This is a genomic window from Legionella taurinensis, assembly GCF_900452865.1.
Classification (GTDB): domain Bacteria; phylum Pseudomonadota; class Gammaproteobacteria; order Legionellales; family Legionellaceae; genus Legionella_C; species Legionella_C taurinensis.
Map to the genome: position 1 here is coordinate 2,975,548 of NZ_UGOZ01000001.1, position 24,905 is coordinate 3,000,452.

Sequence of the window (24,905 nt, forward strand, 5' to 3'; positions counted from 1 at the left end):
GATTACTCCTCTGCAGTGACGCTTAACTTACCAGCGGCGCTGTAAGCCTGAACATTGGGCTGATACATCGCCTGGGCATACACGGGCGGTACGATGTATTCCCCATTATTAATCGCTTTAATACGATAAACAATTTCAGTCGCCTCAGAGCCAAGGCCGGTGAAGAAGATGACGCGGTCTTCACGCACATCAGCATAATCGAGGTATTTCGCATTCACGGAATCCCTAACGACTTCAAAGCCCCCCGGTAACAGATCGACAATGGCCACGTTATTCAAGTACCGATCATCCAATGCCCTGACCTGAATATGGACTTCCATCTCTTTACCCAGGGCAATGGCGTCGATAACATCGCCATCCAGATTACGGTATTCACGGTCAATCTCTATCCCTTGCTTCAAGGCCTCAGTGGGTGCCTGTTGATCAAAGCCCGCCTGAATCAGTTGATAAAAAATAGACTGCTTTCCTGGATTATTAAAGGTAATTTCCTTAACCTCGCGTTCCAATAGCGCCTTCTGGAAAACGGGATTGCTGGCGGGTAATGCTTTGGATGTATTATCCGCCAGGGTTTCGGTCATTGAGAAGCTTCCCGAACCATCCGCTTCCACGGCCTGGGCATACGCACCCAGCGCCAAACTGGAATAACCGGCCAGCAAGGTGTTGATTTCGCCATTATTCATCGCCGACACCAGTGGGATAACGTACTGGTCAGTCATTTTTCCGAGCCTTTCCGGGAAATGGCTGGCGACTAAATAAAGGTATTGGGCATTGGCAATCGATTTGCTATAAAAATCAGTGGATGAGGCATCGACAGGCGCCTTGTAGCGGCCGATCAGTTGCTGCGCTTCATCCTCGCTTTTCAGCAATTGATAACTGGCAGCAATGTAAGCCCCGAGAATGTCCTCACGCCAGACTTTCGCCTGCTCTTTTTCCAGATAAAGTTGCAGGTTGGTTAAGTAATTGGTCGTAACGACTTCATTGCGGGTTAATAGATAAATGGCATAGGCCTGTAACCTCGCGTCTTCGAGATTTCGGGGATTTTGAGCGGCCAGTTCTTTTAAAAAGGCCATGCCCGCATAATACAGTTCATTGGGAATGTTATAACCCTGCGCTTTCGCTTCCGTAATAAAGTGCATGGCATAGACAGAAACAAAGCGATCACTGTCACTGGCTGTCATTCCTGGCCAGTAGCTAAACCCCCCGCTGGTCATCTGACGTTGTCCAAGCATCTGGAAGGTCGTTGTCAACCGATCGGTAATGGAGGCGGCGCTGCTGTTAAACCAGGGCTGCTTACCCATGGCCAGTAAAGGCAGCGCCTTACTCGTCAATTGTTCCGTACACCCATAGGGATAATCATTTAAATAGCGCTCCAGACCCGTGATGAGAATCAGCGGGCTGCTGGACATCGCTGCCTCGACATGCCTGTATTCGGGGTACAGGTTTCTATCCAGAGTCAGGCTTTTGGCTCCACTGGTGGTACTGCCGCTTTTAACCGAGGTGAGGAAAGCCGTCGGGGGCCTGATACTTAAGGTGGCCTCCATTTTACTGGACTTATCCCCTGCACTGGTTACGAAAGTCACCGAGGCGGAACCAAGGACAGATTTAGCCCGTAATTTATAACTGACCGTCTTTTCCTTGCCCTCAGCAATGGTCAGCGTGGTCTTGGCATCCCCCATAATCTCCAATCCGGGAGTAGCCGTCAGCGCGACATCAATGGCAGCAGCATCCCCTGAGTCTTTGATGTTATTGGCAATGCTCGCCGTCACTTCAAACTCATCCCCCGGAGCCACAAACGTGGGCACATTGGGATTGATGACAAAATGCCCGCGCACCTGCGATTCCTTACTCGCCCCACCGACGGCATCCTCGGCCACGGCAACCGCCATGACTCTTAAAGTACCACTGAAATAATCCGGCACCTGGTATTGGACCTGCCTCGGGGTTTGATCCGCGTCCATAATCCCTGACCAATATACCACGGGTAAATCGGTTTTGCGTTTGAATGGGTTTAAGTGATTCGCCAGGAACTCTTCGCCGCCATCGCCGCCCACCGTCGACAATTCACGCTCCTGAACAAATTTAGGCAGAATCTGATCAACCGTTTGCTGCGTCAACACTTCGAGTGCTCTTTTCTGGAAAAAGAAGCTTAACGGATCGGGCACCTCATAGTTAGCCACCTGCAAAATGCCTTCATCGACAGCATACACGATGATTTTCCCGGGCTTGTCCGTCTGGTATTCGATGGTAAACGTTTCACCGGGTCTTGCCAGTTGCGGCGTGTTGAGTGCAATTTTCACCGCATGATTGTCATGGCTGACCTTAAAAGGAATCACGCTGTAACTTAAAGGACTGATAAAGATTTCAGGTGAATTCCAATCCCGAACAAAGGCGACATTCACATAGCCGTTGCCCTCAAAATCGGCAGGAATGTGAATAGTCTGGACCGAACTGGTCGTCTCCGTTTTAAACCACTGGGTTGCATAGACTTTATCCCGCTCAATGGTGATTAACCCGGCACCAGTATAAGGCGCAGTAATCTGCAGCTCAATGTCTTCATCCGCGTTGTACTCTTCCTTGCTGAGCTTGACGGTTAATTCGGCATTTTTTGCCAGCGGAATTTGGCTTTCGCCAACCACGCTGAAGGTGAATTGACTCAACTCGGTATTATTTTTATCCATCACCCGAACGGAAAAATCACCGATCTGATTAGTCGGCAGGGGGTATTGAATGCCCTGTTCAGCAATAGCAAGCGGCTGGCTGTTCACCAGCGTGGATTGAATAATGGATTGGTATTGATAAGTACCATCCGGTTTTTTAACCAGTGTTGAAACCGGCCTTAATGAGTAAAGGTTCAGTTTCAAGTCGTTGACAGCCATAGGCTTTAACTGGGGATCGATGGCGATAAACTGGACTTGTCGAGCAGTATTCTGCTTGATGTACTTTAAATCGCCATCCGGTTTATAACCGATAAGGTAGCTTAAAGGACTGACCAAAGCCGTCAATTGCGTAGCGACACTTCGACCACCCTGGGCTTCAAAGCCCTCAGCAAAAAAGGTCAACTGATACGTCGCCTTGTCAAATCGCTCAAGGTCCAGATTAAATACCGCCATGCCGTCCGCATCCGTTTTAGTCTCCGGCAAATTATCCGTAAACACTTTCGCGGGTTTGTCAGGATCAAGCAGGGGATCGGCAAAAACATAATCGGGGTATTTATCAAAGGCCACGCGTTGCGGGGTCAGTAAAATTTTGGCGCTGACAGTGCGCTCAGCCGCAGGGGCGCCGTACAGATTCCAAAGACCCACTTTAGCGCTTAAATCGGCAGGCGACATCCAGCCTTCCGAGCGAGGCTGCGACCATTGCGAAGTGATGCGCATGCGATCCGGCTGAAACTCAGACACGCGGAAATTCACCGAGCCTAAGTAACTGTCAGCCTGGTTATCCTTCACGATGTAGAGGTTAACATAATATGGTCCCGTGGGAGACGTAGCATTGGTTGCGACATCAAAACTCATATAACCTGACGCATCCAGGGTGAATTTTTTATCCAGAACGGTCGTGCCACGCGGATCAGTGACCGTGGCCTGAAGGGGTAAACCCGCAGGTTGAGGTTTGGCGAACGTTTGTTTGACAATGACGCCAATGTGCGCCTCATCCCCAGGGCGATAAATGCCGCGATCAGTAAACAGGAAGGCACTGAGACGGTTTTTCTCATCGGCATTGTAAACCCCTCCGACATCATAACGGGAATAATTCAATTGCCGGCCGGGATTGTTGTAGGGAATAAACGAGACATCGCTGCCGAAACTGGCTAAATAAGCCACAGGCTCCCTGTCTTCGATAAAATCATTGAGGGGAGGGAAATTGGCGCGACCCTGCGCATCGGTAAAACGTGTTAATACCGGCAGCCCGTTTTTACCCAAAACCGCGACCATGGCATTCACCACGGGAGTCCCTCCCGTGATCGACTGCACAAACACATCATGGGATTTGTCGCTGTTGTCTTTAACAATCAAGCCTAAATCCGTCATCAAAATCAAGCGGCTGTTTTTGACATCAAGCGGGGTATTGTTGCTCATGTCCCAGCCTGTGGCCTTGAGCAGGAATAAACCCTGCGGTCCCTGACTGTTGATCTCGGTGTTGACGTACTTGCCCAAATCCAGCGCCGTATACTGCTGTCTGCTTAAATCCGAGTTATCGAACTGGCGTATCTCAGAAAAAAGCTGACTGATGTTCTGCTGATTAAAGCTTTGATTGATGAAATACGGGTTATTAAAATCCCCCTGTGTCTGCGTCACCAGCTGATTGATGTTATCCGGCATAACCCGGGCAATTTCAAATTTAACAGCAGAAAGCCCGCGCACGGTCACCGACAGTTTCCGCTCGCTGTTTAAGGCCAGCAGAGCGCCTTTATGTAAAAAGCCGATTTCGCGCGGGAACTCCGGCACTTTGATAATTGCCGCGTAGTCACTGCTTAAGACGAAATCGCCAAAACTCTTGATGCCTTTGTTGAGTTTGACGTACAGGTAACGGGGTTCATTCACTGTGAATTGATAACTGTGCAGCGTAGCGAAATGATGGGCAGCAGGAATGGTTGTTTTATTAAGCGGTGTGGCCAGCGCCAGGATGTTTGCTGTGACTTCACCAGGATTCTGCCACTGATAATTTTTAATCTCGCCTTGTGTACGCGTGGCGGGATAATCCTCAGGCAGCAGGTAGACATGCAGGTATTTGCTTAATTCTGCCTCATTGACACCCACGGACGTTTCCAGATTCAGAACCTGTTCCGGTTGATCATTGTTATTGCGTACAATGGTGGCATCCACTTTAACCACTTTAAAGTAACTGCCCATGTCAGGAAGCAGCACGTTCCTGCTGACCGCCGCCTCCGTTTCACTCGATTGACTGGCTGATTTAACCCCGGGGCCGATGGACAAGACGAGGTAACGCGAGATTTCGGGCAGTTGCAGCGTCTCTGAACGCAAATACGCCACGCGGTTGTGCTTGCCATACGTGACTGTAAATTGATACTGTTGTGCGGCCAGATCCAGTTTGTCTTTTTTAATGGCTTCCAGTATCAACCGGGTGTTGTTTTCAAAACTGGACGTATCCACAGGGTAATTAAATCGCACGGTGGCTACTATCTGCCGTACATTGGGTTTTACCGGATCCTGATAAAATTTCAATTGACTGATTTTGACGTTGAACGGTTGGGTTGCAAAACGATACGTCAGGGTGTCCATCCGACTGCTGTCGGCGACAGCGGTTTTATCCAGCGTGACCTGATAGGTTTGACCAGCAGGCCAATCCTGGTTGGGGGTAAAAATCAGACGGTGATCATTTTCCCATTTCCAAAGACCTGGGATCTCGGGAGACAGCGTAATGCCTTCAGTGACCTCCTTGCCGATGAGCTTTAGAGGGGCCACCGATTGGCTCTGCAACCCGCCATCCCGGTTCACACCAAAATCAAAAATCACCGGTTCAGGAATTAATTCATCCCCCACGGGGGTTATTTCAGGTGCTGTAATCCTCGCGGTAATCAGTTCGGGAACCGGGCGGTTTTTATACCATTGATAGGCATAAGCCAGTGCCGCCACCAGAATGAGGGCCGAAACCAGGGTACCAACGAATTGCGCGGGTTTACGGCGGGCTCGCTGACCTAATTCCTGGACCCAGGGCGGAGAACTCCAGCTGATACGACCAACGAGTCGCGACAGGACAGAGCCCAGTGCAGCAAAGAAACGTGAAACAGGATTGTTATTCATGTTGGGTCCAATGAAAGGGTGGCACTTAATAATTCAATTTGCTTGAGGTATTCAAAGTCCATTTTTTTATCTTTTTTATCGAATTGACGGGAAAAAATAACCCACTCGCATGCGGTTGCGGTATAGTATGGCCATGAAATTCCTCAGACCCTCTAGAATAATATTTGTTTTGCTGTTTGTCAGTGGATCGGCTGCTTATTTTTTCATTCCCAAACCGCCGCTGCTTGAGGGCGTCGATTATTCGCGGGCTTATTTCGATGAACAGGGGCAACTCTTACGGCTCAGTTTAAGCCATGACGACCAATACCGACTCTACACCCCCCGGTCAGCCATTGCATCCCCCTTAATTGAAGCGACGCTGCTGCAGGAAGATCAATACTTTTATCGGCACCCGGGCATCAACCCCTTTGCTCTTGGCAAAGCCATCTGGCAGACGTATGTGATGAGAACACGGCGGCTGGGAGCATCAACCATTACGATGCAGCTGGCACGCATCCGCTTTCACTTAAACTCCAAAACGGTTTCCGGCAAGCTGATGCAGATGGCCCGCGCCTTACAGCTTGAACGGCATTACAGCAAAAACGAGATTCTTGAAGCCTATTTAAATCTTGCACCCTACGGCAATAACATCGAGGGGGTGGGGGCTGCAAGCCTGATTTACTTTAACAAACCGGCAAAGCAGCTAACGCTGCCTGAAGCATTGACGCTCAGTGTGATTCCACAAAATCCTGCACACCGTACCCCTGATAATCGGCAGTTGCAAAGCATCCGTAACAAATTGTTCAAACGTTGGCTTTCCCTACACCCGCAAGACCACACATTCAAGGCAACCATGAGCCTGCCTCTCTCGATGCGCAGTATCCGCCAGATGCCCTTTTCAGCACCTCATTTTGTTAATTCCCTGACAAAGAGCCACCCCCTGCCCACCACCGTCACAACCACGCTGGATAGTCGTCTGCAGCGCATTGCCGAGCGTGTCCTGCATCACTACTTAACCCGAACCAAACGGTTGGGCGTAGACAATGCCGCCCTCCTACTGGTGGACACGCGCAGCATGGGCATTAAAGCCATGGTTGGTTCGGCTGATTTTTTTAATCAGCACATCGGCGGGCAAATCAACGGCACGGACATTAAACGCTCGCCGGGTTCCACCCTGAAACCCTTTATTTATGCCCTCGCTCTGGATCAGGGCTTAATCCATCCCGCCACTGTGCTGAAAGATGTTCCCCACCGTTTTGGCGCCTACAACCCTGAAAATTTTGATTATGATTTCATGGGCCCGATCAAGGCCAGGGACGCCCTGGTCTTAAGCCGCAACATCCCTGCCATTGCATTGGCCAACCAGCTCAGTCATCCTGATTTGCATCAGTTGCTGGTTGAAGCTCAGGTCACTCAACTCAAACCCGCCTCCTATTATGGACTGGCGCTCAGTTTGGGCGGTGCGGAATTGACGATGAAAGAACTGACCTCCCTCTATGCCATGCTGGCCAATGAGGGGGTGTGGCATGAATTGCGCGCGCAGGCCAATGACGGTCGGGATGCCGGCAAACGCCTGTTAAGTCCGGAAGCCAGTTTTCTGGTTTTGGATATGCTGACGCAGACGCCAGGACCTGGCGTGTCTCATCCTTTTAACCAGGACAAGCTTAAAATCGCTTGGAAAACCGGCACCTCCTCCGGTTTTCGCGATGCCTGGACCGTCGGTGTTTTTGGCCCTTATGTTCTTACCGTGTGGGTTGGCAATTTTAATAACAAAAGCAACCCAGCCCTGGTGGGCAAAGACATCGCGGCCCCTTTGTTTTTTGAAGTCGCGGAAGCGATTCGACAGGAATACGGTCCCCTGCCCAACCTGCGCCAAGCCCCTCAAACCATGAATTTACGGCAGATCGAGGTCTGTAAAGCCTCAGGCATGTTGCCAACCCGCTATTGCAAAGAGACGGAGCGGACCTGGTTTATCCCTGGCAAATCGCCCATAAAAAGCGATACCATCTACCGGGAAGTGGCGATCGACAGCCGCACCGGATTAAGGACTTGCCATTTTAATGAATACACGCATTTCGAAGTGTACGAATTCTGGCCGTCTGATCTACTCAGGATTTTCAAAAAAGCAGGAATTCAACGCCGCTCTCCCCCGGTCTACGAACCGGGTTGCGAACGCATCAGCAGCATAGGCTTACCGCCGCAGATCACCTCGCCCCAGCATGAACTGCGCTACATGATTCAGGCTCACTCCGCAGAAACAACCAGGATTCCTTTAAGTGCGGTGACCGATGCCGATGTAGCGACTCTCTATTGGTTTATTAATGACACCTATCTCACCCGAACATCCCGTGATGAAACCTATTGGTGGCAGGCAAAGCCTGGGCATTTTATTGTACGCGTGGTGGACGACCACGGGTTGTCGCATGCGCAGGATATAACCATCTCTGTTACCGATTGATACAGTTGACCAAAAAACAGCAATTGTTGTGCTATGTTTTGATTATGGCCGATAACGAGCTGCCCCATGAAGCCCTCGCTTTCTGAGTATTATCAATACGTCTTAGCCGGTCATGCCCGCCTTGATCTTTCCCAGGTTCCCCCTGCCAGACAGGCGCAACGCAGGCATTTCATTATTGCCTGTATCAAAGAAAAATTTCAGGCTATTACCGAGGATAGTGATTTGTCTCTGCATTTCAGGCGGATGCTGCGTCAGACAGGCTCCGAACTGGAAGGGGTATTGTATGGCAATCAGGAAGACCCATTGGGCCCAGCAATGCCTGGGTATGAAATACCGGATGATGAAACGATTTTTGCTTTTTTTAAGCCGTTAAATGCCCGTTATCTTTTTTTTGAACGGGACGATGACGAAGCGGCCCAGCAATTCAGCCTTTTTTTTAAAATAGGCAAAATGGTTAACCTTTACCTCGAAAAAAGCGGGGCAGGCGATGAAGCCATCGGCTTACAGGCTTACAAGATGCTAGTCTGGCATGGGTATACTCCGGGCCGCAATCCGTTTGCACGCATTGAAAGTCATGTAAACACGCATGGCGCATCGCTTGACAAACCCTTGTCCGACAGCCTTAAGCCTGATTTGCCTATCAACGATCCGCCCATTAAAAAAGTTGAACAATGGCGCAAACTCATTGCATTGCATGGTCAAATCGCCATTCTTCTTTTACAACAGGCCCAGGCCATTGAGCAGGGCTTAAAGAAAAACAGACTGACTTTGATCGCTGCCATACAACAGGCCGCCGCTTTGCGTTATGAGCGTGCCAGAGAATACCCCGAACTCGCCAGCCTCTGTTACCAATACAATCGTCCGCAAAGCCTGTTTGACCAATGCCTGGCACTCAGGCCGCTCATTAAAACCCGTGACAGGCTGCCAGGCCTTGTTATTGAAGGCAGGGATTTTGGTTACAGAGGGTATAGTCTCGTCAAACTGCCGGCGAATGATCCTAACGCCTACCTGCTTGGGGAAATCAACCACTGCTGCCAGTCCATGGGGGCAGCCAGTGAATCCATTGTCCGTGACGGCCTGCGTTTTGAGAACAATGGCTTTCTGGTTCTGCTTAAAGAAAAGAAGCCTGGTGCCGGTCCTCCTTGCGATCTGCAAGGGGCAATCCGTTACTCGGATTATGAGATTGTCGCCCATGGTTACCTGTGGAATTCCTCCTCAGGACTGGTACTGGACTCCTTCGAAAGCCTGCGATCGACCGATGAACCCGCCGGTATCTACCTGTTGCAGCAATACGGTCGAGCCGTGTTGCTGGCATACCCGCAATACCGTCTTTTTTCCCTTGGCGCGGGTGGGAAAACACCGGCGGCCTTAGTGCATGAGGCAAACCTGCCGCTGCTGTTTTTAACCGACCCCATGCTTCAAGGAAAACAACACCTGGATTCGTTCCTGCAATTTGTTGTGGCAGAACGTGATCTTGACCAACGCCGTGATGCGCTAAGACGTCGCCTCTCTGACAATAAGCTCGGCTGGGATCCGGATGACCTTGCCCGATTGATTGCAGTGGACTCGCTGCATACCGACAGTCAGTTTGACAGCATTGAAACCACGTTATTTGATGAGAATATATGTCAATTAATACGCTTGTTTGAGGCAGAAAATCCTGAAAAATTTTCACTGCTTTTTCTAAGGGAAACCGACGTTTTTTTGGGACTTATTTATACGCTAAAACAGTGCAATCTAACCACCGACCACACCCTGTGTTGTCAAGCGCTCGCCTTCACCAAAATAACTGCCATTCATACCCTTAAACTCCTGCAACAACTGCCCGCTCTTGACAACACCATTCTCAAGCGGCTTTTTTCATCAGAAACGGAGTTTAAAAAATTATCAGCAATTTGTCATGCGCTTGCTGGCTGGAATGCACTGAACCAGTCCACTTTCGATTTACTGCTGAATGCTCAAACCGTCGCAGTAAGACTTAAGCTTCAGGATAAAATTCAGCGCTTAGCCAAAAAAAATCAAGTGGTTCCTGACGATTTCCTGGCCCTTGTGACGTTATCGCCTAAACAGCAGCAGGAGACACTGGAGCACTTGTGCTTACTGAGCGAAATGGGCTTGTTTACCCCGCCCATCCGCCGTTGCCTGTTGACGCATCCTGCTCACGGCAATGCCTTACTGCTTTTCTTACCGCGCTTAAACCATCTCCATGATCAATTGACTGAGGATGACTACGCCTTCATTCAGCAGCACATCAACAAGTTGCCGGCCTTGCAGGCAGCAGCGGATTTTCTGGCCGATAAAAACCAGTTAACGCGCTTCGCCTGGCGAGCCTTGATCCCGGTCATAATAAAAAGAAAATCAACTACGGATCAGTTAAATCAATGGCTCGAACACTACTGGAAGAAAGAAACCTCTGCCGTCACCACCGCGTCAGGAAAACACGGTATGTTTATTAGTAAAACACCCGCGTTCAATGAGCAGGAAATTGACGCCACCATAGGCCGAAGCTCTCCGCCACCCGCATGACAATGAAATAAAAAATTGCAATACAAACAAGGCGATAAAAAAAATGTTTCAATTATTGGAAATATTAAAAAACAGAGACTACTATTAATTTTGCTGTCTTTATTAATTAATCCATAAGGAAATGAAAAATGACACAAAGAAACGATCAGGGACATCATGGCCAACAAAAAATTAATTCCGCATCAGACAATGCCCGATTCCACCCGAATCATGATAAAAATAATGCGGACAAATCAGAAAAACGCCACGACTCAAACCTCTCTCGAACCGCTCGCGACAGCAAAGAAAGAGCTGACATTCGAGACAATAAAAAGCAAGAAAAACAATCCTATAGCCGTGATGAAGCGTCTCAAAGAAATGTTAATTCACGTCAAAACAACACTCCAAGAAACTAAGAAAAAAATATCGCCAGAATATTGATTTCTGGCGATAACTCATCCGTGTATTTTTTAAATTAAAAACAAACATCTACTTGATATATATAGTTAAATTTTTTGCCAAAAATCGCACAATGGTCTAATCTTAAGACAAGCCATATTTTTATGGATTAATATAAATCCTGTATAGATTAAAATTTAAGGCGGTTTTATAGTTGGATATGGCTCTCTGTTTAATTGAAGCACAATAGGAAATGATGCTTCTTTTAATCTCTGATTTATTAAATACCGCTATTGCATAAAACCGGGACATTAATAGAGGTAGATATCATGGATAGATTACGTTTGAAAGCAACAGCCCTTCTCATTTTGGGCGGCCTGTCGTTCAGCCCCTTGGTCGGCGCGAATGCCGTCCCAGCTGACACGACGACCACAACCACAACGCCCGTAACAACAACCACGACGACGGAGGGAACGGCGACGGAAGGCACGGCAACCGTTAAAACCAGCGACGCTGACTTTCAGCATGCTGTCGAAGCCGCTTTGGCGCAATACCCCGATGTCAAAGTCACTGTCACTAACGGGATTGTTTATTTGGACGGGCAGTTAGCCTCCGATACCGACTATGAAAAAGTGGTCATACTTACCGAATCCGTGGAAGGGATTGGTGATGTCAATGCCGATAACCTGACCGTAAAAGACAGCCGGGCTCCCTTGGCAGACACCTACATCACAGCCAAAGTGAAAGCGGCCATCTTAAAATCGGACATCATGGGAAGAGACATCCCCAGCTGGTCTGTGAGCGTTGAAACCAAAAACGGAAAAGTCATTTTATCCGGTGAGGTCGCTTCCGCTCAACAGAAGCAAGCCATTATGACTGTCGTAAACTCTGTCAAAGGTGTGCAAGGGGTTGACGATCAGCTAACGCTTTCCGGGCATGATTCATTAGCTGAATAACGGCCGTTATTCAGTTAACCCGGAGTAAACGGAAGTACAAGGAGAATCATTATGACAAGCTTAATAGTAAACGCCAATGATGTCATTGGCGCTGAAGTAAGGAACCTTCAGGACGAGGACCTTGGTAAAATTGAAGCCCTGATGATTGATAAATTGGACGGACATGTCGCCTATGTCGTATTGTCTTTTGGAGGCTTGTTTGGCATGGGTGACAAATTATTTGCCCTGCCCTGGTCCACTTTTTCCTATGATAAGGAAAACGAGTGTTACATCATCAATATCAGTAAAGAGAGACTTAAAAACTCTCCGGGCTTTGATAAAGATCATTGGCCTGATATGTCCAGTCCCAACTGGAGCACAACAATCCATAATTATTATGGGACTACTCAGCAATAACAAAAGCAAACACCAAAGATGCGCTGGCATCTTTGGTGTTTTATAAGGAGAAAAAAAATGCTTAAATACCTGATTGCCTGGTTACTGGGCGTACCATTAAGTGTTTTAGTGTTGATTTGGCTAGTATCTCGCGTCTTTTAATTTAATGGACTATAGACAAGGAAAGCTATCATGATTGAACAAACCATCCCTGTGCAAGAGGTTCATGAAGAACACTGCACAATCCACCATCATCATTTCAAGCGTATTTCCTGGACAGCAATCTTTGTCGGTGCGCTGATCGGGGTAGGACTCGGATTTTTACTGACCCTGTTTAGTATGGCCATTGGTCTCAGTCTCTTCACTTTAAGCAGTAATGGCGCCATCGTTTTGGCAATTGGCGGCTTTCTCGGGGTAGTGATTGGCTTAATCGCCTCCATGCTGACCGCCGGTTACGCCGCAGGCTATCTTGGCCGTCTTTACTGCCCCAAAAGAAACCTTGGCATTGTGTATGGTTTTACAACCTGGACGGTGGCTTTATTGTTAAGCGCCGTAGCCATTGGCCACATTAGCCAATACGTTGCCAATTACCCGACCGCCATTCCTCATTCGGTAAAACAAATGATTCCCGTAGTCACAGCCAACACGGAAGCAGTGAAACCGAGCGCTTCAGCGCCTGAGGCTCAAAAGCAAGCCGCTGCTGATAACAGCATGCGAATTGATACAAGCCCCTCCAACTTAGCCTGGAACGGGTTTGTTATTTTCGTGCTGTTCTTTATCGGTGCCTTATCCACCTGTTTTGGTGCCTGCTGGGGCATGACCTGTAAGCGTTTCGATTAATCATCGGCAAGGGGAGTATCCTGCTCCCCTTTACCTCCTGGCTGGACAACCATCACAACGGGCATTGGGTTAAGTCAGCTACATCAGAGGCTCAGCCCAACGTTGACATTGTGCTGCCACCACTTGCGGATAAGTTCCTTTTTCCTTGTAAATGTCTCTTAAGTAGAGTGCATCGCTTTGATTTGTCTTTACCCCTTCAAGTAAACGCTCAATCGCTTCCCGCGAATTTAATTCATCCGCCACATCCTGGATGTTTTCCCAGGTGTGCAGAATATCGTCACGAATGACTAGTTTAGTCTGCGAGTCAGGATGGATGAATTCCCCTTCGTAGCCGTAGCGGCTTGCCTGAAAACGGTTGTAGTTATAGAGGTAATACAGATCGTGGGAAATGGTGATGGGTTTCTCACGCAACAGATAAAACACCAGCGCCTGAACATAAGCCGTGATATCCACTGCCTTTTTCATGCTGAGCGGCGTATCACACACCCGGATTTCCACGGTGCCGAACTCAGGTTTTGGCCGCACATCCCAGTAAAAATCCTTCATGCTTTTAATCACACCCAGGCGCCGCAACTTATAAAAATAGTCTGAAAACTCTTCCCAGGTCAGGAAGTAGGGGATGACACCGCTCATGGGAAAATTGGTAAATATCGTGGAGCGGGACGAATAATACCCTGTGTCCACCCCCTGATAGAAAGGGGAACAGGCACTTAAGGCGATAAACTGAGGCACATAACGACCCAACGCATGCGTGAGGTAAAGCGCATCCCTGGCACTGGCACAGCCCACGTGGATGTGCTGTCCAAAAACCGTGGAACGCTTGGACAGGTATCGGTATTTCTGCGATAAATTTTTATAGCGTAACGTTGGAAATATTTTTTGCAGGTTCCATCGTTGAAACGGGTGAACCCCGCCCCCGCAGAATCGAATGGCCAATGCCTCAGCCTTGTGCATTAAAAAATCATGAATTGCCGCAAATTCCCGGAGCAGTTCAGCAGGAGAATGATGAACGGACGAATTGATTTCAATCATGCTCTGGGTAATTTCAGGAATGATTTGCCTGCTGAAATCACTTTCACGGATGCTGCGGATAAGATCCTTTGCCCGCGGAATCAAGGTATAGGTCTGTGGTGAGACAATTTGAAATTCGAGCTCTACACCGATAGAGCCCACCAGGGACTTTTTAAATGGTACCCGCCTCATGGTTGTTCCTTCAATCCACGGAGTGATATGTTAATTATAAAACAACTCTTTATTGGCGGGGCATGCAGGGAAAGACTTTCACTGTGTAATCATAGACCTTATAATAAAAAACTCACGTCTTGCCTTCCTTTACAGACATCAATAAGGGAAAATCAGAATAAGGATTATTTTATGCATACGAAAAAGCAAGGTCTGGCTTTCGCATTGCTGGGCGCCCTTTCATTGACGATTCAGGCCGATCCGCCCACCAGCTATATGCCGGTTATTATGAAAGAAGACTTCCAAAGCGTGGTCAAGCGCATGGAATCACAAAAAGAATCCCTGGCCAAACAACACAACGAGCTCTTGAATCAACGGTATGATTTGAGCAATAAACCCTCCAAAACCGCAGCCATGACCGGCGGCAAACCCGTACAGGAAGGGGTGCGAGTCAAATTACCAGCCGGCGTCACCTGGGAATCCCTGTCAAAAATGACCCCTGAGGAAATCAAGGAAAAAGGCGTGTTCCCCAAAGGCTTTTTACCCCTGCCCCACCCGCACCATGCCGAGGGCGGCATGCTGTTTCCTCAGTTTGTTATCGATGAGATTAAACGTCAGGAACAGCGGGATCTGACCCGCTTTGATCTGGATTTTGATATCCCTGATCATTTTCTGCCGCCGTTTCCCCCGGCTATCTTTTTGACCACACGTCCGGACTTGGGGGATGTCTCCAAAGGCCAGCTGGTCACCATCAATAATTATTTTGACTTGTTTAACGGCCTGTTAAATCCCAAACAACTGGAAGGCCTGCGCCTGCTGGTGACGCCTTTTCCGCAACAACAGTTTAACCAGACCGATGATCGCCGCACCTTAACGCCAAGCCGCGGCGTTGCCTGTCTTGATTGCCATGCAAACGGACACACCAACAAAGCCACCCATCTGGTGGGCGATATCCGTCCCCAGGAATTCAGGCACCGTATCAATACCCCCAGTTTAAGGGGAGTGAATATCCAGCGCCTCTTTGGCTCTCAGCGTGCCTTAAAAACCGTTGAGGATTTTACGGAATTTGAACAACGCGCCGCTTACTTTGATGGGGATCCGGTCATTGCCACGAAAAAAGGGGTGAATATTCTCGAACGCGGCAGCCAGGTTCACTTTATGGCGGAATTTCAGGCACTGCTGGATTTTCCCCCCGCCCCCAAATTACGATGGGATGGCAAACTGGATCCTAAAAAAGCCACTGAAGCAGAATTACGCGGGCAGGCTTTATTCTTTGGCAAAGCCCAATGCGCTACCTGCCATACACCGCCCTACTACACGGACAATACCATGCATAACCTCCACACCGAGCGTTTTTTCAAGCCCGAACTGGTCAATGGGTTAATGGAAAGTGCGGACGGTCCGATTAAAACCTTCCCGCTGCGCGGCATTAAAGACAGTCCACCCTATCTGCATGATGGCCGGCTGTTGACGCTGGATGATACCGTTGAGTTTTTTAATCAGGTGCTGGAATTGCAGCTTAACAGCCAAGAAAAGCAGGATCTGGTTGCCTTCATGCTTACCCTCTAACCCCGTAATCCGCTCCTAAATGGGAGCGGATTTATTTGCCGCAAGCAATGCCAGAACCGCATCAAAAACGGCGTCCACTGAAATGGCCTGCAAACCAAGTTTCGGGTTGGCCGTGTCTTCAGCGCGCAGAACCTTACAGTTTTCTTCAGGCATATAAGGGCCGCAGTCGCCGGGATGAAGCGCTGAAAATAAAGCCACCAACGGCGTGTTCAGAGCCGCTGCAAGATGCATGACCCCGGTATTGGCTACCACAAGGCCATTTAAGCGATGAAGAAAACACAGGTACCGTTGGAAATCGGGCTCAGTCGGCAATAACACCGCGCAGCCCTGACTGGCTTTTTGTATTTGCAATCCCAATGTTCGTTCTTCGGGAAGCAGGTCCATCACCACCCGAATATCCATGCCCCTGTTTTTTCCATACTCAGCGAGCATCACAGCCAGTTTGGCAAAGTGTTGCCAAGGCCACAATCGATGAATACTCTCCCGGCCCTTACCCCATTTATTAAATCCGCTGTAGGTTGGGTGCAGTCCAATCAAAACCGTACTGGACGTTATGCCCTGAGCCTCTAAAAATTCATTAAGCAACGACGCTTTTTGAGCGTTAAAGGGCAGGTAATGACGCTGGTAATTCGTTTCAGGCGAGGGCGTGACTAATGTCAAACAACGCCAGGCGTAATGTTGCAGTTGCGGGCTCTCTTCTATTATTTTAGCCTGCGCGGGCAGCCAGGAAACCGTGCGTTTTTTCCTCTCAAAACAATAAACCAAATCAAACGACTGTTGGCGAATAAATCGCCTGATTTTGTAGAGTTCCCACCACCGATACAGAAAATGATTGTTGTATTGAACCATTGTTTCAGGACTCAGACCAAAGGCTTTCAGAAGGCGAATGCCATCCAGACTGGTAATGACATGAATCCTTGCCTCAGGATACAAACGCTGGATTTCTTTCACCGCGGGCAAGATCATCACCATATCGCCCAGACGGCCAATTCTTACAAGTAAAATATTCATACGATCCGTTACACTGCCGTGTCAGTTAAAGCACGTTCAACAAAAACAGGTCAGTATAACTCATCCCAAAAAGAGCCGTTAGTTTTTATCCGCTTGATAACAATCACTGGATAATTCTTTTTCTTGCACTATCCTTAAAGATACCGGATTAGAAAAGAAAGGAAGCGTACCATGAATGACACGGAAGCCCCAAAAGTGAAAAAAGGAAGTGAGGAAGCCTCTCTGGTTTTGACTCAGCATGAGCTTGAAGAATTTTTAAAAACGCTCATTAGCAGAGACGTGGATTTATACGAAGAATTTGACGTTGTCCGCTCCATTAATTAAACAGCCTTTGCTCTCCCACCGGTTAACCTTGAGCAGTCATTCAAGGTTAGTCCAGGTTGTTTGATTATCAGGCCTGATAATCGTATTGCAATTCCAGCGGCATTAATTCATGCAATCGCTGAAAAAGCCGCAGAATGTCGATGCAAAAAACATGCTGTTGCTGGCGGTTTTCCCACAATTCGTAATCAATTCCTTTGCGAAAAGCCACCTGGCGCGACAGCTTTTTCATGAGTTGAATGTCCTGATTGGAAAAACCAAGATCAATGTTTAACTCCACCAGTTCCTGTAAATTTTTATGTTGTTTAACCGGGCGGTGATCATGCAGCAGGAAGGCTTTAAACATCATTTCAAACGCGGTATACATCAGGGATGAAATGGGCGCTAAGGCGTCGCTGACACCATAACGGGCAATATTGACTTCCGCGTCATTCGCCAGCAAATGCTGCGCACAATAGGCATGCTGGCTTGCTATCTTAAGCATCTCAATGGGCGAGTAGTAGTGTTTGTCCATGGCATTCCTCGTTAGGTTGTGTGCCTTAAGCGGAGCAATCATGCATCATGATAATGGATGTGTATAATACTCTCAATTCATGTTTGTTTTATTTTATTGTAACCCATGCAATCTTTTCTCAACACACCACTGACCATCGGGACCCTGACTTTGGCTAACCGCCTGATTCAGGGCCCCCTGGCTGGATTCAGCTGCGCGGCGTTCCGACGCTTGTTTTATCGCTTCGTACCGCCGGCTTACTGTGTCAGCGAAATGATGTCCGCTCACGATGTAGTCTATAAACATCATTTTAGCAGCCGCTACCTTTTTCGTGCGCCGGAGGAGACTCATTTATGTTATCAACTCGCCGGCAACGATCCGGCCCTGATGGCTGAAGCGGCGGCTAAACTGGCGGCGCTCGCCCCCGACTTGCTGGATATTAATTGCGGCTGCCCCAAAGCCAAGATTCGCAAAAAAGGGGCTGGCAGCGCCCTGCTGCAACAACCCGACACCCTAAAAGCGATTGTTCGCGCCGTGAAAGACGTGAGCCCCTGTCCTTTAACTGTCAAAATCCGTATCCAGGGCAATGATCAGGACTTCATGCTGGCAGAACAACTTGCCGAAGCCGGTGCCGATGCCCTGATTGTGCATGGACGCCGCTGGGTGGATGATTATGCTATTGCCTGTGATTTTAAACAGATTGCCCGCATCAAACGCCACATTGGCATACCGGTTATTGCCAATGGCGATATCCATGACTTAGCCAGCCTGCACAACGCTCGATTGGAAACCGGTTGTGATGCGTTCATGATCTCCAGAGCAGGCACCGGCAAACCCTGGCTTTATCAGCAATTGCTGCAACAACCCACACTGCGTGCAGACACGGAGCAAGCAAGCGAATTATTTCTGTTGCATCTGACTTATTTAAGTGAGCAGGACACTGAATACCAGGCGGTTTTACAAAGCAAATCCCTTATCCGTTATTATTTTAAAAACCGCCTCACGCCCTCTGATCTGTCGTCTTTCTATGCCTTAACGAGCCTTGCTGCCATCAAGGACTACATGCGGCAGTGGTGTTTAAGTCAGGCTGCGACCACCGTCGACATTTAAAATCTGGCCGGTGATAAAGGCATTATCCGCTAAGGCCAGCACCGCCTGAGCAATGTAATCCGGTTGGCCATGACTTCTTAAGGGTGTGCGGGCAATGATTTGTTCACGCGCATTAAGACTTAAGCTGTTTTCATGCTCTGGCCAGGCAATGGCGCCCGGCGCTACCGCGTTTACGCGCACAAGCGGCGCAAATTCACGGGCCAGCGCTCGGGTCTGCATGGCTAAGGCCGCTTTGGACTGGCAATACAGAGCATAGCCCTTTAAAGGCTTATCCGCATGGATGTCGGTAATATTGACGATACTTCCCTTCTGTTGCTGCAACCAGGGGAAAGCGGCCGTACTTAACGAAAAAGGGGCAAACACATTCACCTGAAATAATCGACTCTGATCCGTCACATGCCATTGCTGAACATCGGTACGGAAAAACAGCGACGCATTGTTCACCAACAGGTCAAGACGGCCTGCCCAGCGGGTCACGTCGTCGATAATCACCTGTCCGGCATCGCCCCGTAACAGGTCACATTGGATGACCCGGGCACTGTCGGCTTGCAAATTGTTCAATATTTTTGCTAAATTAGCGGCCTCGGTCGACGACTGATGGCAATGAATGGCCACTTTAAACCCTGCCTGATGCAGGAATTGGACGATGGCTGCCCCGATACGGCGAGCAGCGCCGGTCACCAGGGCAACACGGCCTTCTTGTTTAGTCATTTGATTCAAGGTATTTTCCCCGTTTTTAATGGTATTTTCCTATGAGCAATCCTACTTCGCTTCATCACCTCTTGCAGGAATGCGGTGAAATTCCCTTCGTGGAATTCATGCAACACGCCCTCTATGCACCAGGCAGCGGTTATTACAGCGCCGGATTGCAGAAGTTTGGTGCAGAAGGTGATTTTATCACAGCTCCTGAATTAACCCCGCTTTTTGCACAAACACTGGCGGTACAGTGTCAACAGATTCTTAAGGAACTGGACCGTCCGGTTTTGTTTGAGTTTGGTGCAGGTTCAGGACGTCTTTGTGTGGATTTACTCAAAGCCCTGGACGCACTGCAGTGCTTGCCAGAGCAATACCTGATTATGGAAGTCAGCGGCAATTTACGCCAACGACAACACCAACTGATTCAAGCTGAAATCCCTCACCTTCAAACGCGCGTCCAATGGTTGGAGCGGTGGCCAGAGCAGGGCTTTGATGGCGTCATGATTGCCAATGAAGTACTGGACGCCATGCCCGTTCATCGCTTTTTGCAAACGGAACAGGGCCTGCTGGAGAGCTGGGTAAGCGTTGATGAACAAGGCCAACTCAGCGAGCGTTTTAAGCCCTGCGACAATTCCCGCCTGATCAATTACCTGCAACAGGCCTTACCCGACCTACCCTGCCCCTATCAATCGGAAGTGAATTTATTCACGGAGGACTGGCTTAAGGAATGCAGCCGGATTTTACATCGGGGCGCGATGCTGCTGATTGATTATGGTTTCCCGCGCCATGAATATTACCATCCCGATCGCAATCAAGGCACCTTGATGTGCCATTTCCGCCATCACGCCCACAGTAACCCGCTCATTCATGTCGGCGAACAAGATATTACCGCACACGTGGACTTCACCCAGGTGGCCGAAGCGGGGCACGAGGCGGGTTTTCATGTCGCCGGTTACACCAATCAAGCCTCTTTCTTGCTTGCGAACGGTTTGCTAAGCTTACTGGAGCGTATAGCCGGTGAGCCGCAACGCATTCGAGCTCAGCAAGCGGTTAAACAGTTAATTCAGCCCGAGGAAATGGGTGAGCTTTTTAAGGTGATTGCCTTGACCAAAGGCATCGACTTCCCCCTGCAGGGCTTTCTACTTCATGATAAGCGAGTGAGTTTGTGATATGAGCAAATATTTAACTACTGTGGAATTACAAAAAGAATCCATGAAGTTTTCCGCGGGCCATACGACCATCTTTTCAGCCACCGAGCGCGAACCCTTACATGGCCATATGTACAACGTTTATCTGGCACTGACAACCTGGGTTGAAGAGAATGGCATGACCTTCGATTACCGCTACTACAAGGAGCGCATTCACAAGCTGTGCAGGCAGCTGAATCAGACATTCCTGATGCCGCAATTCTCCCCCTTTCTGCAATACGCTGAAGATGAAACGTATCTTTATTTCACTTTTAATCACAAAAAAATTCCTTTCCTTAAAGAAGACGTCACGCTCATGCCCTTGACTAACATTACTGTGGAAGAGTTATCACGCTGGTTTGTGCAGGAATTGATTAAAGACACCGCCGAGCTGGACCGTCACCGTATTGAAAAAGTGGTGGTTAAGGTTTTTTCAGCACCCGGGCAATCCGCCAGTCATGAATGGCAACGCACTTAACAATGACTCAAGTCGTTCAAGTCTGTATTCCACACACTCACCGCGATTATTTCGATTATTTACCGGCGGACGCGTTGCCTTTAGCCGGTTCTCGTGTCCTTGTACCGTTCCGTAATAAAATTCGCGTCGGCTTCGTCACCGGATTCGGTGAGACAGAGCAGGAAATTACCAGCTTAAAAACCATTGAGCGGCTTTTTGATGAAGAACCGCTGTTCACACCCTCACTGCTTGAATTGTGTCACTGGGTCAGCCGCTACTACCAGTCGCCGCTGTCCGAAGTACTCCCCCTAGCCCTCCCTAAAAATTATCGCCTCGGCAAAGAAGCGCAATTGACTTACGTCGATTATTTTCAATTGGCCCTTCCTGCAAAGGAGGTTTTGCGTCTGATTAATCCCCGGGCGCGAAAACAGCAGCAAGTGCTGGATCATTTCATGATCAACCCCAAGGCGGTCAGCAAAAGCGAATTGCAGAAAGCCGGATTTACTTCTATCCTGCTGAGCACGCTGTGCGAGCGCGGCATTCTGGAGCGACGGCAGGAGTTAGCCTTGCCAATGGCAGGTAATCGCAGTCCCGAGGCCCCGCTCGTGTTAAATGAAGAACAACAGTCAGCGGTCGAAAAAATAACCGCCAACACGACTGGGTATCATTGTTATCTTTTACAGGGTGTAACCGGCAGCGGTAAAACAGAAGTCTACCTTCAGGTGATTAGCACCTGGCTGTCTTTAAACCGTCAGATTCTGGTTTTAGTCCCGGAAATCGGCTTAACACCGCAATTGATTCATCGTTTTAGCCAGCGACTGAGCGTGCCCATGGCCGTGATTCACTCCGGTCTCAACGAGCAGGAGCGTCAGCAAGCCTGGCATCTGGCTAAAATCGGAGCCGTTAACGTCGTCATCGGCACCCGCACCGCCGTGTTTACACCCATGCCCCACCTGGGCTTGATTATCATTGATGAAGAACACGATCCCTCATTAAAGCAAGGGGAGGGCGTGCGCTATTCCGCCCGCGACACCGCCTTGATGCGGGCGCACCTTGCAGGCATCCCCATCCTTTTAGGTTCAGCCACCCCAAGCCTTGAAAGCCTGCAAAACAGTCTGCAGGGAAAATACAGCTTGCTGCGTTTAAATCAAAAAGCGCTCAATCAATCCCCCCTGCATATTCAAATCACCGATTTACGCAACGTTCCGCTTAAAGACGGTCTGGCCGACTCGACCCTTAACACCATGGCTGCCCATCTGAACGAGGGCAATCAGGTGTTGGTTTTCATTAACCGCCGCGGTTACGCACCGGTTCTGCTTTGTCATCAATGCGGCTGGATGGCGGATTGCCGTGCCTGCGACAGCCATCTGACGCTGCACCGCCAACGCCAGCAGCTGCTTTGCCACCATTGCGGCTTAAGCCAGGCTATTCCCTCGGCATGCAAACAATGTAAAAGCCGGGAACTCGTTCCTGTCGGCGTGGGGACGCAACGGCTTTATGATTATTTAAGCCAGCACTTCCCAACCACCCGCGTGATGCGTATTGATCGGGATGAAGTGCGTAAAAAAAATGAACTGGATGAACGGCTGGCTCAAATCCATCGCGGGGAGGCCCAATTAATCATTGGAACGCAAATGTTGGCCAAAGGGCATCATTTCCCCCGCTTGACCCTGGTCGTGATTGTCGACGTGGATGCCGGCTTCTACAATCAGGACTTTCGTGCCCTGGAGCGTTTAGGTCAATTATTAACCCAGGTGGCAGGGCGTGCAGGACGCGCTGACAAACGGGGACAGGTGATTATTCAAACCCATTTCCCGACCCACCCGCTGTTAAACACGCTGGTGCAGAAAGGCTACGATGCCTTTGCCGAAGCCCTGCTGACCTCCCGCCAGCAGGCTGCCCTGCCGCCTTACCATTACCTTGCCGTGATTCGCGCCCAGGATAAAAAGCCGGCGCCGCTGCTTCAGTTTCTGCATGCGGTGAAGAATCAGTTACAGGATCAAGCCATTGACATCATGGGACCAGCCCCGGCCCCGTTGCCGCGTAAAGCCAATCAATACCGCATGCAATTATTATTAAAATCATCCTCCCGTAAATTACTGCAACAGTCATTGACGACCTTAAGGGAGTGGTTAACAATGGATAAATCACACAACGTCCGCTGGAATATCGACGTGGATCCCATGGATTTAACATGACCGATGCCAAAATTGCTGTTCACCAAAAAACCTTTGCCATTGCCTGGGGCGACATGGACGCGCTGGGTCATGTCAACAACGGCCGTTATTTCGACTATTTTCAGCAGGCGCGCATTGACTGGCTGCAGGAATTGAATCTCGACATGCGGCAAACGCTTGGTCCAGTTGTTATTCACATTGCCTGCACGTTTTTAAAGCCCGTGGTCTATCCGGCCACATTAACCTTAACCAGCAGCGTGCATAGCCTGGGACGCTCCAGTTTCGTGATGGATCACGATTTGTTTCAGGATGAGCAACTGATGGCGCAGGGCACAAGTAAAATTGTTTGGGTTGATTATCAGAAAAATCAGTCTGTCCCCGTACCGGAATGCATTCGCGGGTTCTTTCAGCAAAAATAAAAGGGGGCCTTAAGCTTCCCTTAACGCTTTTCTGCCTATAATCGGCTCTCCTTGATGAAGCCTAACGGAGAGACCATGGCAAAAAAACAAGAACTGCTTAAACTGGCCGACACTTTGCGCAGCAATTACATTGCTTATCAAAAAGACAAAAGTCATATTACTCATTTAAAAGCCGGCATTGAGGCATTTGAAAAGACCATACCCGATCTTTCAAAATTAGACCATTTGCTCAGCAGCGTTGCATTGACGGACTTACCTGCCTGTCTTGATGCCCTCCTGTGGGCAGCAAAAAGTTATGTGGCTTTAGCGCTTGAAAATAAAGCCGACTTGAACAAGCATCACCAATTATTGGAGCATGCCCTCGACTGTTATGAGCTAACTAGCAATCTCGTTAAGCAGATTCAACCGGTCCGAATGACAACCGCGTTGAGCCTTATTGAATTGGAAGCCGACTTCAGTGGATTAAAAATAGCTTACTTGAAAGCAGCAGGGGAATTCGATGCCCTTAAGAAACAGATGCAATCCGATAACCAACCTGATTCAGGCATTCAGGCCCGCCTGCAAAAAATTCAACAAGAAATAAGTGGGTTTAATCAAAAGCTCAAAAAGGGGTATAAAAATCCGTTCTACCGGAAATCCTTAAACATTACCGCCGAGTTCGAGGACGAAGTGAATCAGATCTTGAATTCCATTAACGACCTGTTAAAAGCACCATCCAAAAGGAAGAATGAGGAAATTACGGAGCCCTCCACGCAGGCAAGCGTCTTTAAAACGCCTGTTTCTATTCCTAAAAAGAAAAAAAGCCAGACTGAACAGGTCATGCCCGACCAGGAGGCAGCCGTTGCCCTGCTGTCATTGTCTCTTTTTTGTAAACAACAACCCGAACAGGAAAAACCCGGCAATACCGCCAAAACCCTGCAACTCTCCTGACAGCCTTGAATACGTTCAGGTTGGGTTTCACATGGCCCAACCTGAAAATTTGCCATAACCCTCCTTTTCCATTACTTTA

The 24,905-nt window shown here is 48.9% G+C and carries 19 protein-coding genes; 14 read left to right on the forward strand and 5 right to left on the reverse strand.

The features are described from left to right. Positions 1–2: 2 nt before the first annotated feature. Complete coding sequence (locus DYE45_RS13700) at positions 3–5,762, reverse strand: alpha-2-macroglobulin (RefSeq protein WP_115301005.1); 5,760 nt, start codon at positions 5,760–5,762, stop codon at positions 3–5. Positions 5,763–5,889: 127 nt separating this feature from the next. On the opposite strand from DYE45_RS13700, the gene pbpC reads away from it, so the two are divergent. The 6 genes from pbpC (at position 5,890) to DYE45_RS13730 (ending at position 13,274) form a co-directional block, all read left to right on the forward strand. After that, positions 5,890–8,199 carry a penicillin-binding protein 1C gene (gene pbpC, locus DYE45_RS13705; RefSeq protein WP_370447873.1) on the forward strand — a complete coding sequence of 770 codons (2,310 nt, stop codon included), beginning with the start codon at positions 5,890–5,892 and terminating at the stop codon, positions 8,197–8,199. Between the two features lie 66 nt (positions 8,200–8,265). Continuing rightward, positions 8,266–10,725, forward strand: a complete 2,460-nt coding sequence (locus DYE45_RS13710; RefSeq protein ID WP_108290820.1) for a hypothetical protein — start codon at positions 8,266–8,268, stop codon at positions 10,723–10,725. A gap of 128 nt (positions 10,726–10,853) precedes the next feature. Further along, on the forward strand, positions 10,854–11,120 hold the full coding sequence (locus DYE45_RS13715) for a hypothetical protein (protein ID WP_133138200.1): 267 nt from the start codon (positions 10,854–10,856) through the stop codon (positions 11,118–11,120). A gap of 312 nt (positions 11,121–11,432) precedes the next feature. Beyond that, positions 11,433–12,059: a BON domain-containing protein gene (locus DYE45_RS13720; protein WP_115301006.1), complete on the forward strand. Its 627-nt coding sequence runs from the start codon at positions 11,433–11,435 to the stop codon at positions 12,057–12,059. Positions 12,060–12,110: 51 nt separating this feature from the next. Next, complete coding sequence (locus DYE45_RS13725) at positions 12,111–12,455, forward strand: PRC-barrel domain-containing protein (RefSeq protein WP_058525416.1); 345 nt, start codon at positions 12,111–12,113, stop codon at positions 12,453–12,455. 171 nt (positions 12,456–12,626) lie between these two features. Further along, positions 12,627–13,274, forward strand: a complete 648-nt coding sequence (locus DYE45_RS13730) for a hypothetical protein (protein WP_108290828.1) — start codon at positions 12,627–12,629, stop codon at positions 13,272–13,274. 78 nt (positions 13,275–13,352) lie between these two features. Here DYE45_RS13730 and DYE45_RS13735 read toward each other — a convergent pair whose 3' ends face one another. Continuing rightward, positions 13,353–14,477 (reverse strand): YbdK family carboxylate-amine ligase, encoded by a 1,125-nt coding sequence (locus DYE45_RS13735; protein ID WP_108290830.1) that lies wholly within the window; start codon positions 14,475–14,477, stop codon positions 13,353–13,355. A gap of 171 nt (positions 14,478–14,648) precedes the next feature. Between DYE45_RS13735 and DYE45_RS13740 the strand changes: the two genes are divergently transcribed. Beyond that, on the forward strand, positions 14,649–16,025 hold the full coding sequence (locus DYE45_RS13740) for a cytochrome B6 (protein ID WP_108290832.1): 1,377 nt from the start codon (positions 14,649–14,651) through the stop codon (positions 16,023–16,025). Between the two features lie 15 nt (positions 16,026–16,040). On the opposite strand, the gene DYE45_RS13745 is transcribed toward DYE45_RS13740, so the two are convergent. Next, positions 16,041–17,036, reverse strand: coding sequence for a glycosyltransferase family 9 protein (locus tag DYE45_RS13745; protein ID WP_108290834.1), 996 nt, complete (start codon positions 17,034–17,036; stop codon positions 16,041–16,043). Between the two features lie 171 nt (positions 17,037–17,207). Here DYE45_RS13745 and DYE45_RS14730 point away from each other — a divergent pair, with 171 nt between their 5' ends. Continuing rightward, positions 17,208–17,360, forward strand: a complete 153-nt coding sequence (locus DYE45_RS14730) for a hypothetical protein (RefSeq protein WP_160160737.1) — start codon at positions 17,208–17,210, stop codon at positions 17,358–17,360. A 67-nt stretch (positions 17,361–17,427) separates the two neighbouring features. Here the strand turns inward: DYE45_RS14730 and DYE45_RS13750 are convergent, their stop codons facing one another. Further along, entirely contained in the window at positions 17,428–17,871 is a 444-nt protein-coding gene (locus DYE45_RS13750) for a hypothetical protein (RefSeq protein WP_108290836.1), read from the reverse strand. Positions 17,872–17,976: 105 nt separating this feature from the next. On the opposite strand from DYE45_RS13750, the gene DYE45_RS13755 reads away from it, so the two are divergent. Next, the gene (locus DYE45_RS13755; protein ID WP_108290838.1) at positions 17,977–18,960 is read left to right on the forward strand and encodes a tRNA dihydrouridine synthase; all 984 of its coding nucleotides are present in this window, start codon (positions 17,977–17,979) and stop codon (positions 18,958–18,960) included. Here DYE45_RS13755 and DYE45_RS13760 read toward each other — a convergent pair. Next, complete coding sequence (locus DYE45_RS13760) at positions 18,928–19,680, reverse strand: pteridine reductase (RefSeq protein WP_174703694.1); 753 nt, start codon at positions 19,678–19,680, stop codon at positions 18,928–18,930. The two genes, DYE45_RS13755 and DYE45_RS13760, sit on opposite strands and share 33 nt — an antisense overlap. Before the next feature lie 32 nt (positions 19,681–19,712). On the opposite strand from DYE45_RS13760, the gene DYE45_RS13765 reads away from it, so the two are divergent. The 5 genes from DYE45_RS13765 (at position 19,713) to DYE45_RS13785 (ending at position 24,826) form a co-directional block, all read left to right on the forward strand. Beyond that, positions 19,713–20,825 carry a class I SAM-dependent methyltransferase gene (locus tag DYE45_RS13765; protein WP_108290842.1) on the forward strand — a complete coding sequence of 371 codons (1,113 nt, stop codon included), beginning with the start codon at positions 19,713–19,715 and terminating at the stop codon, positions 20,823–20,825. 1 nt (position 20,826) lies between these two features. Continuing rightward, a complete protein-coding gene (locus tag DYE45_RS13770) occupies positions 20,827–21,321 on the forward strand; it encodes a 6-pyruvoyl trahydropterin synthase family protein (protein WP_108290844.1) in 495 nt (164 codons plus the stop codon). A gap of 2 nt (positions 21,322–21,323) precedes the next feature. Beyond that, positions 21,324–23,498 (forward strand): primosomal protein N', encoded by a 2,175-nt coding sequence (locus tag DYE45_RS13775; RefSeq protein ID WP_108290846.1) that lies wholly within the window; start codon positions 21,324–21,326, stop codon positions 23,496–23,498. Beyond that, the gene (locus DYE45_RS13780; protein WP_108290848.1) at positions 23,495–23,896 is read left to right on the forward strand and encodes an acyl-CoA thioesterase; all 402 of its coding nucleotides are present in this window, start codon (positions 23,495–23,497) and stop codon (positions 23,894–23,896) included. Before DYE45_RS13775 ends, DYE45_RS13780 begins: the two co-directional genes overlap by 4 nt. Before the next feature lie 75 nt (positions 23,897–23,971). Continuing rightward, positions 23,972–24,826, forward strand: a complete 855-nt coding sequence (locus tag DYE45_RS13785; RefSeq protein ID WP_108290850.1) for a hypothetical protein — start codon at positions 23,972–23,974, stop codon at positions 24,824–24,826. Positions 24,827–24,905: the final 79 nt, after the last annotated feature.

Coding starts and splice junctions, on each gene's coding strand:
- DYE45_RS14730 (WP_160160737.1), top strand. CDS start 17,208: ATGAATGACACGGAAGCCCCAAAAGTGAAAAAAGGAAGTGAGGAAGCC.
- DYE45_RS13725 (WP_058525416.1), top strand. CDS start 12,111: ATGACAAGCTTAATAGTAAACGCCAATGATGTCATTGGCGCTGAAGTA.
- DYE45_RS13770 (WP_108290844.1), top strand. CDS start 20,827: ATGAGCAAATATTTAACTACTGTGGAATTACAAAAAGAATCCATGAAG.
- DYE45_RS13775 (WP_108290846.1), top strand. CDS start 21,324: ATGACTCAAGTCGTTCAAGTCTGTATTCCACACACTCACCGCGATTAT.
- DYE45_RS13700 (WP_115301005.1), bottom strand. CDS start 5,762: ATGAATAACAATCCTGTTTCACGTTTCTTTGCTGCACTGGGCTCTGTC.
- DYE45_RS13730 (WP_108290828.1), top strand. CDS start 12,627: ATGATTGAACAAACCATCCCTGTGCAAGAGGTTCATGAAGAACACTGC.
- DYE45_RS13715 (WP_133138200.1), top strand. CDS start 10,854: ATGACACAAAGAAACGATCAGGGACATCATGGCCAACAAAAAATTAAT.
- DYE45_RS13765 (WP_108290842.1), top strand. CDS start 19,713: ATGAGCAATCCTACTTCGCTTCATCACCTCTTGCAGGAATGCGGTGAA.
- DYE45_RS13740 (WP_108290832.1), top strand. CDS start 14,649: ATGCATACGAAAAAGCAAGGTCTGGCTTTCGCATTGCTGGGCGCCCTT.
- DYE45_RS13735 (WP_108290830.1), bottom strand. CDS start 14,477: ATGAGGCGGGTACCATTTAAAAAGTCCCTGGTGGGCTCTATCGGTGTA.
- DYE45_RS13755 (WP_108290838.1), top strand. CDS start 17,977: ATGCAATCTTTTCTCAACACACCACTGACCATCGGGACCCTGACTTTG.
- DYE45_RS13785 (WP_108290850.1), top strand. CDS start 23,972: ATGGCAAAAAAACAAGAACTGCTTAAACTGGCCGACACTTTGCGCAGC.
- DYE45_RS13780 (WP_108290848.1), top strand. CDS start 23,495: ATGACCGATGCCAAAATTGCTGTTCACCAAAAAACCTTTGCCATTGCC.
- pbpC (WP_370447873.1), top strand. CDS start 5,890: ATGGCCATGAAATTCCTCAGACCCTCTAGAATAATATTTGTTTTGCTG.
- DYE45_RS13710 (WP_108290820.1), top strand. CDS start 8,266: ATGAAGCCCTCGCTTTCTGAGTATTATCAATACGTCTTAGCCGGTCAT.
- DYE45_RS13745 (WP_108290834.1), bottom strand. CDS start 17,036: ATGAATATTTTACTTGTAAGAATTGGCCGTCTGGGCGATATGGTGATG.
- DYE45_RS13750 (WP_108290836.1), bottom strand. CDS start 17,871: ATGGACAAACACTACTACTCGCCCATTGAGATGCTTAAGATAGCAAGC.
- DYE45_RS13720 (WP_115301006.1), top strand. CDS start 11,433: ATGGATAGATTACGTTTGAAAGCAACAGCCCTTCTCATTTTGGGCGGC.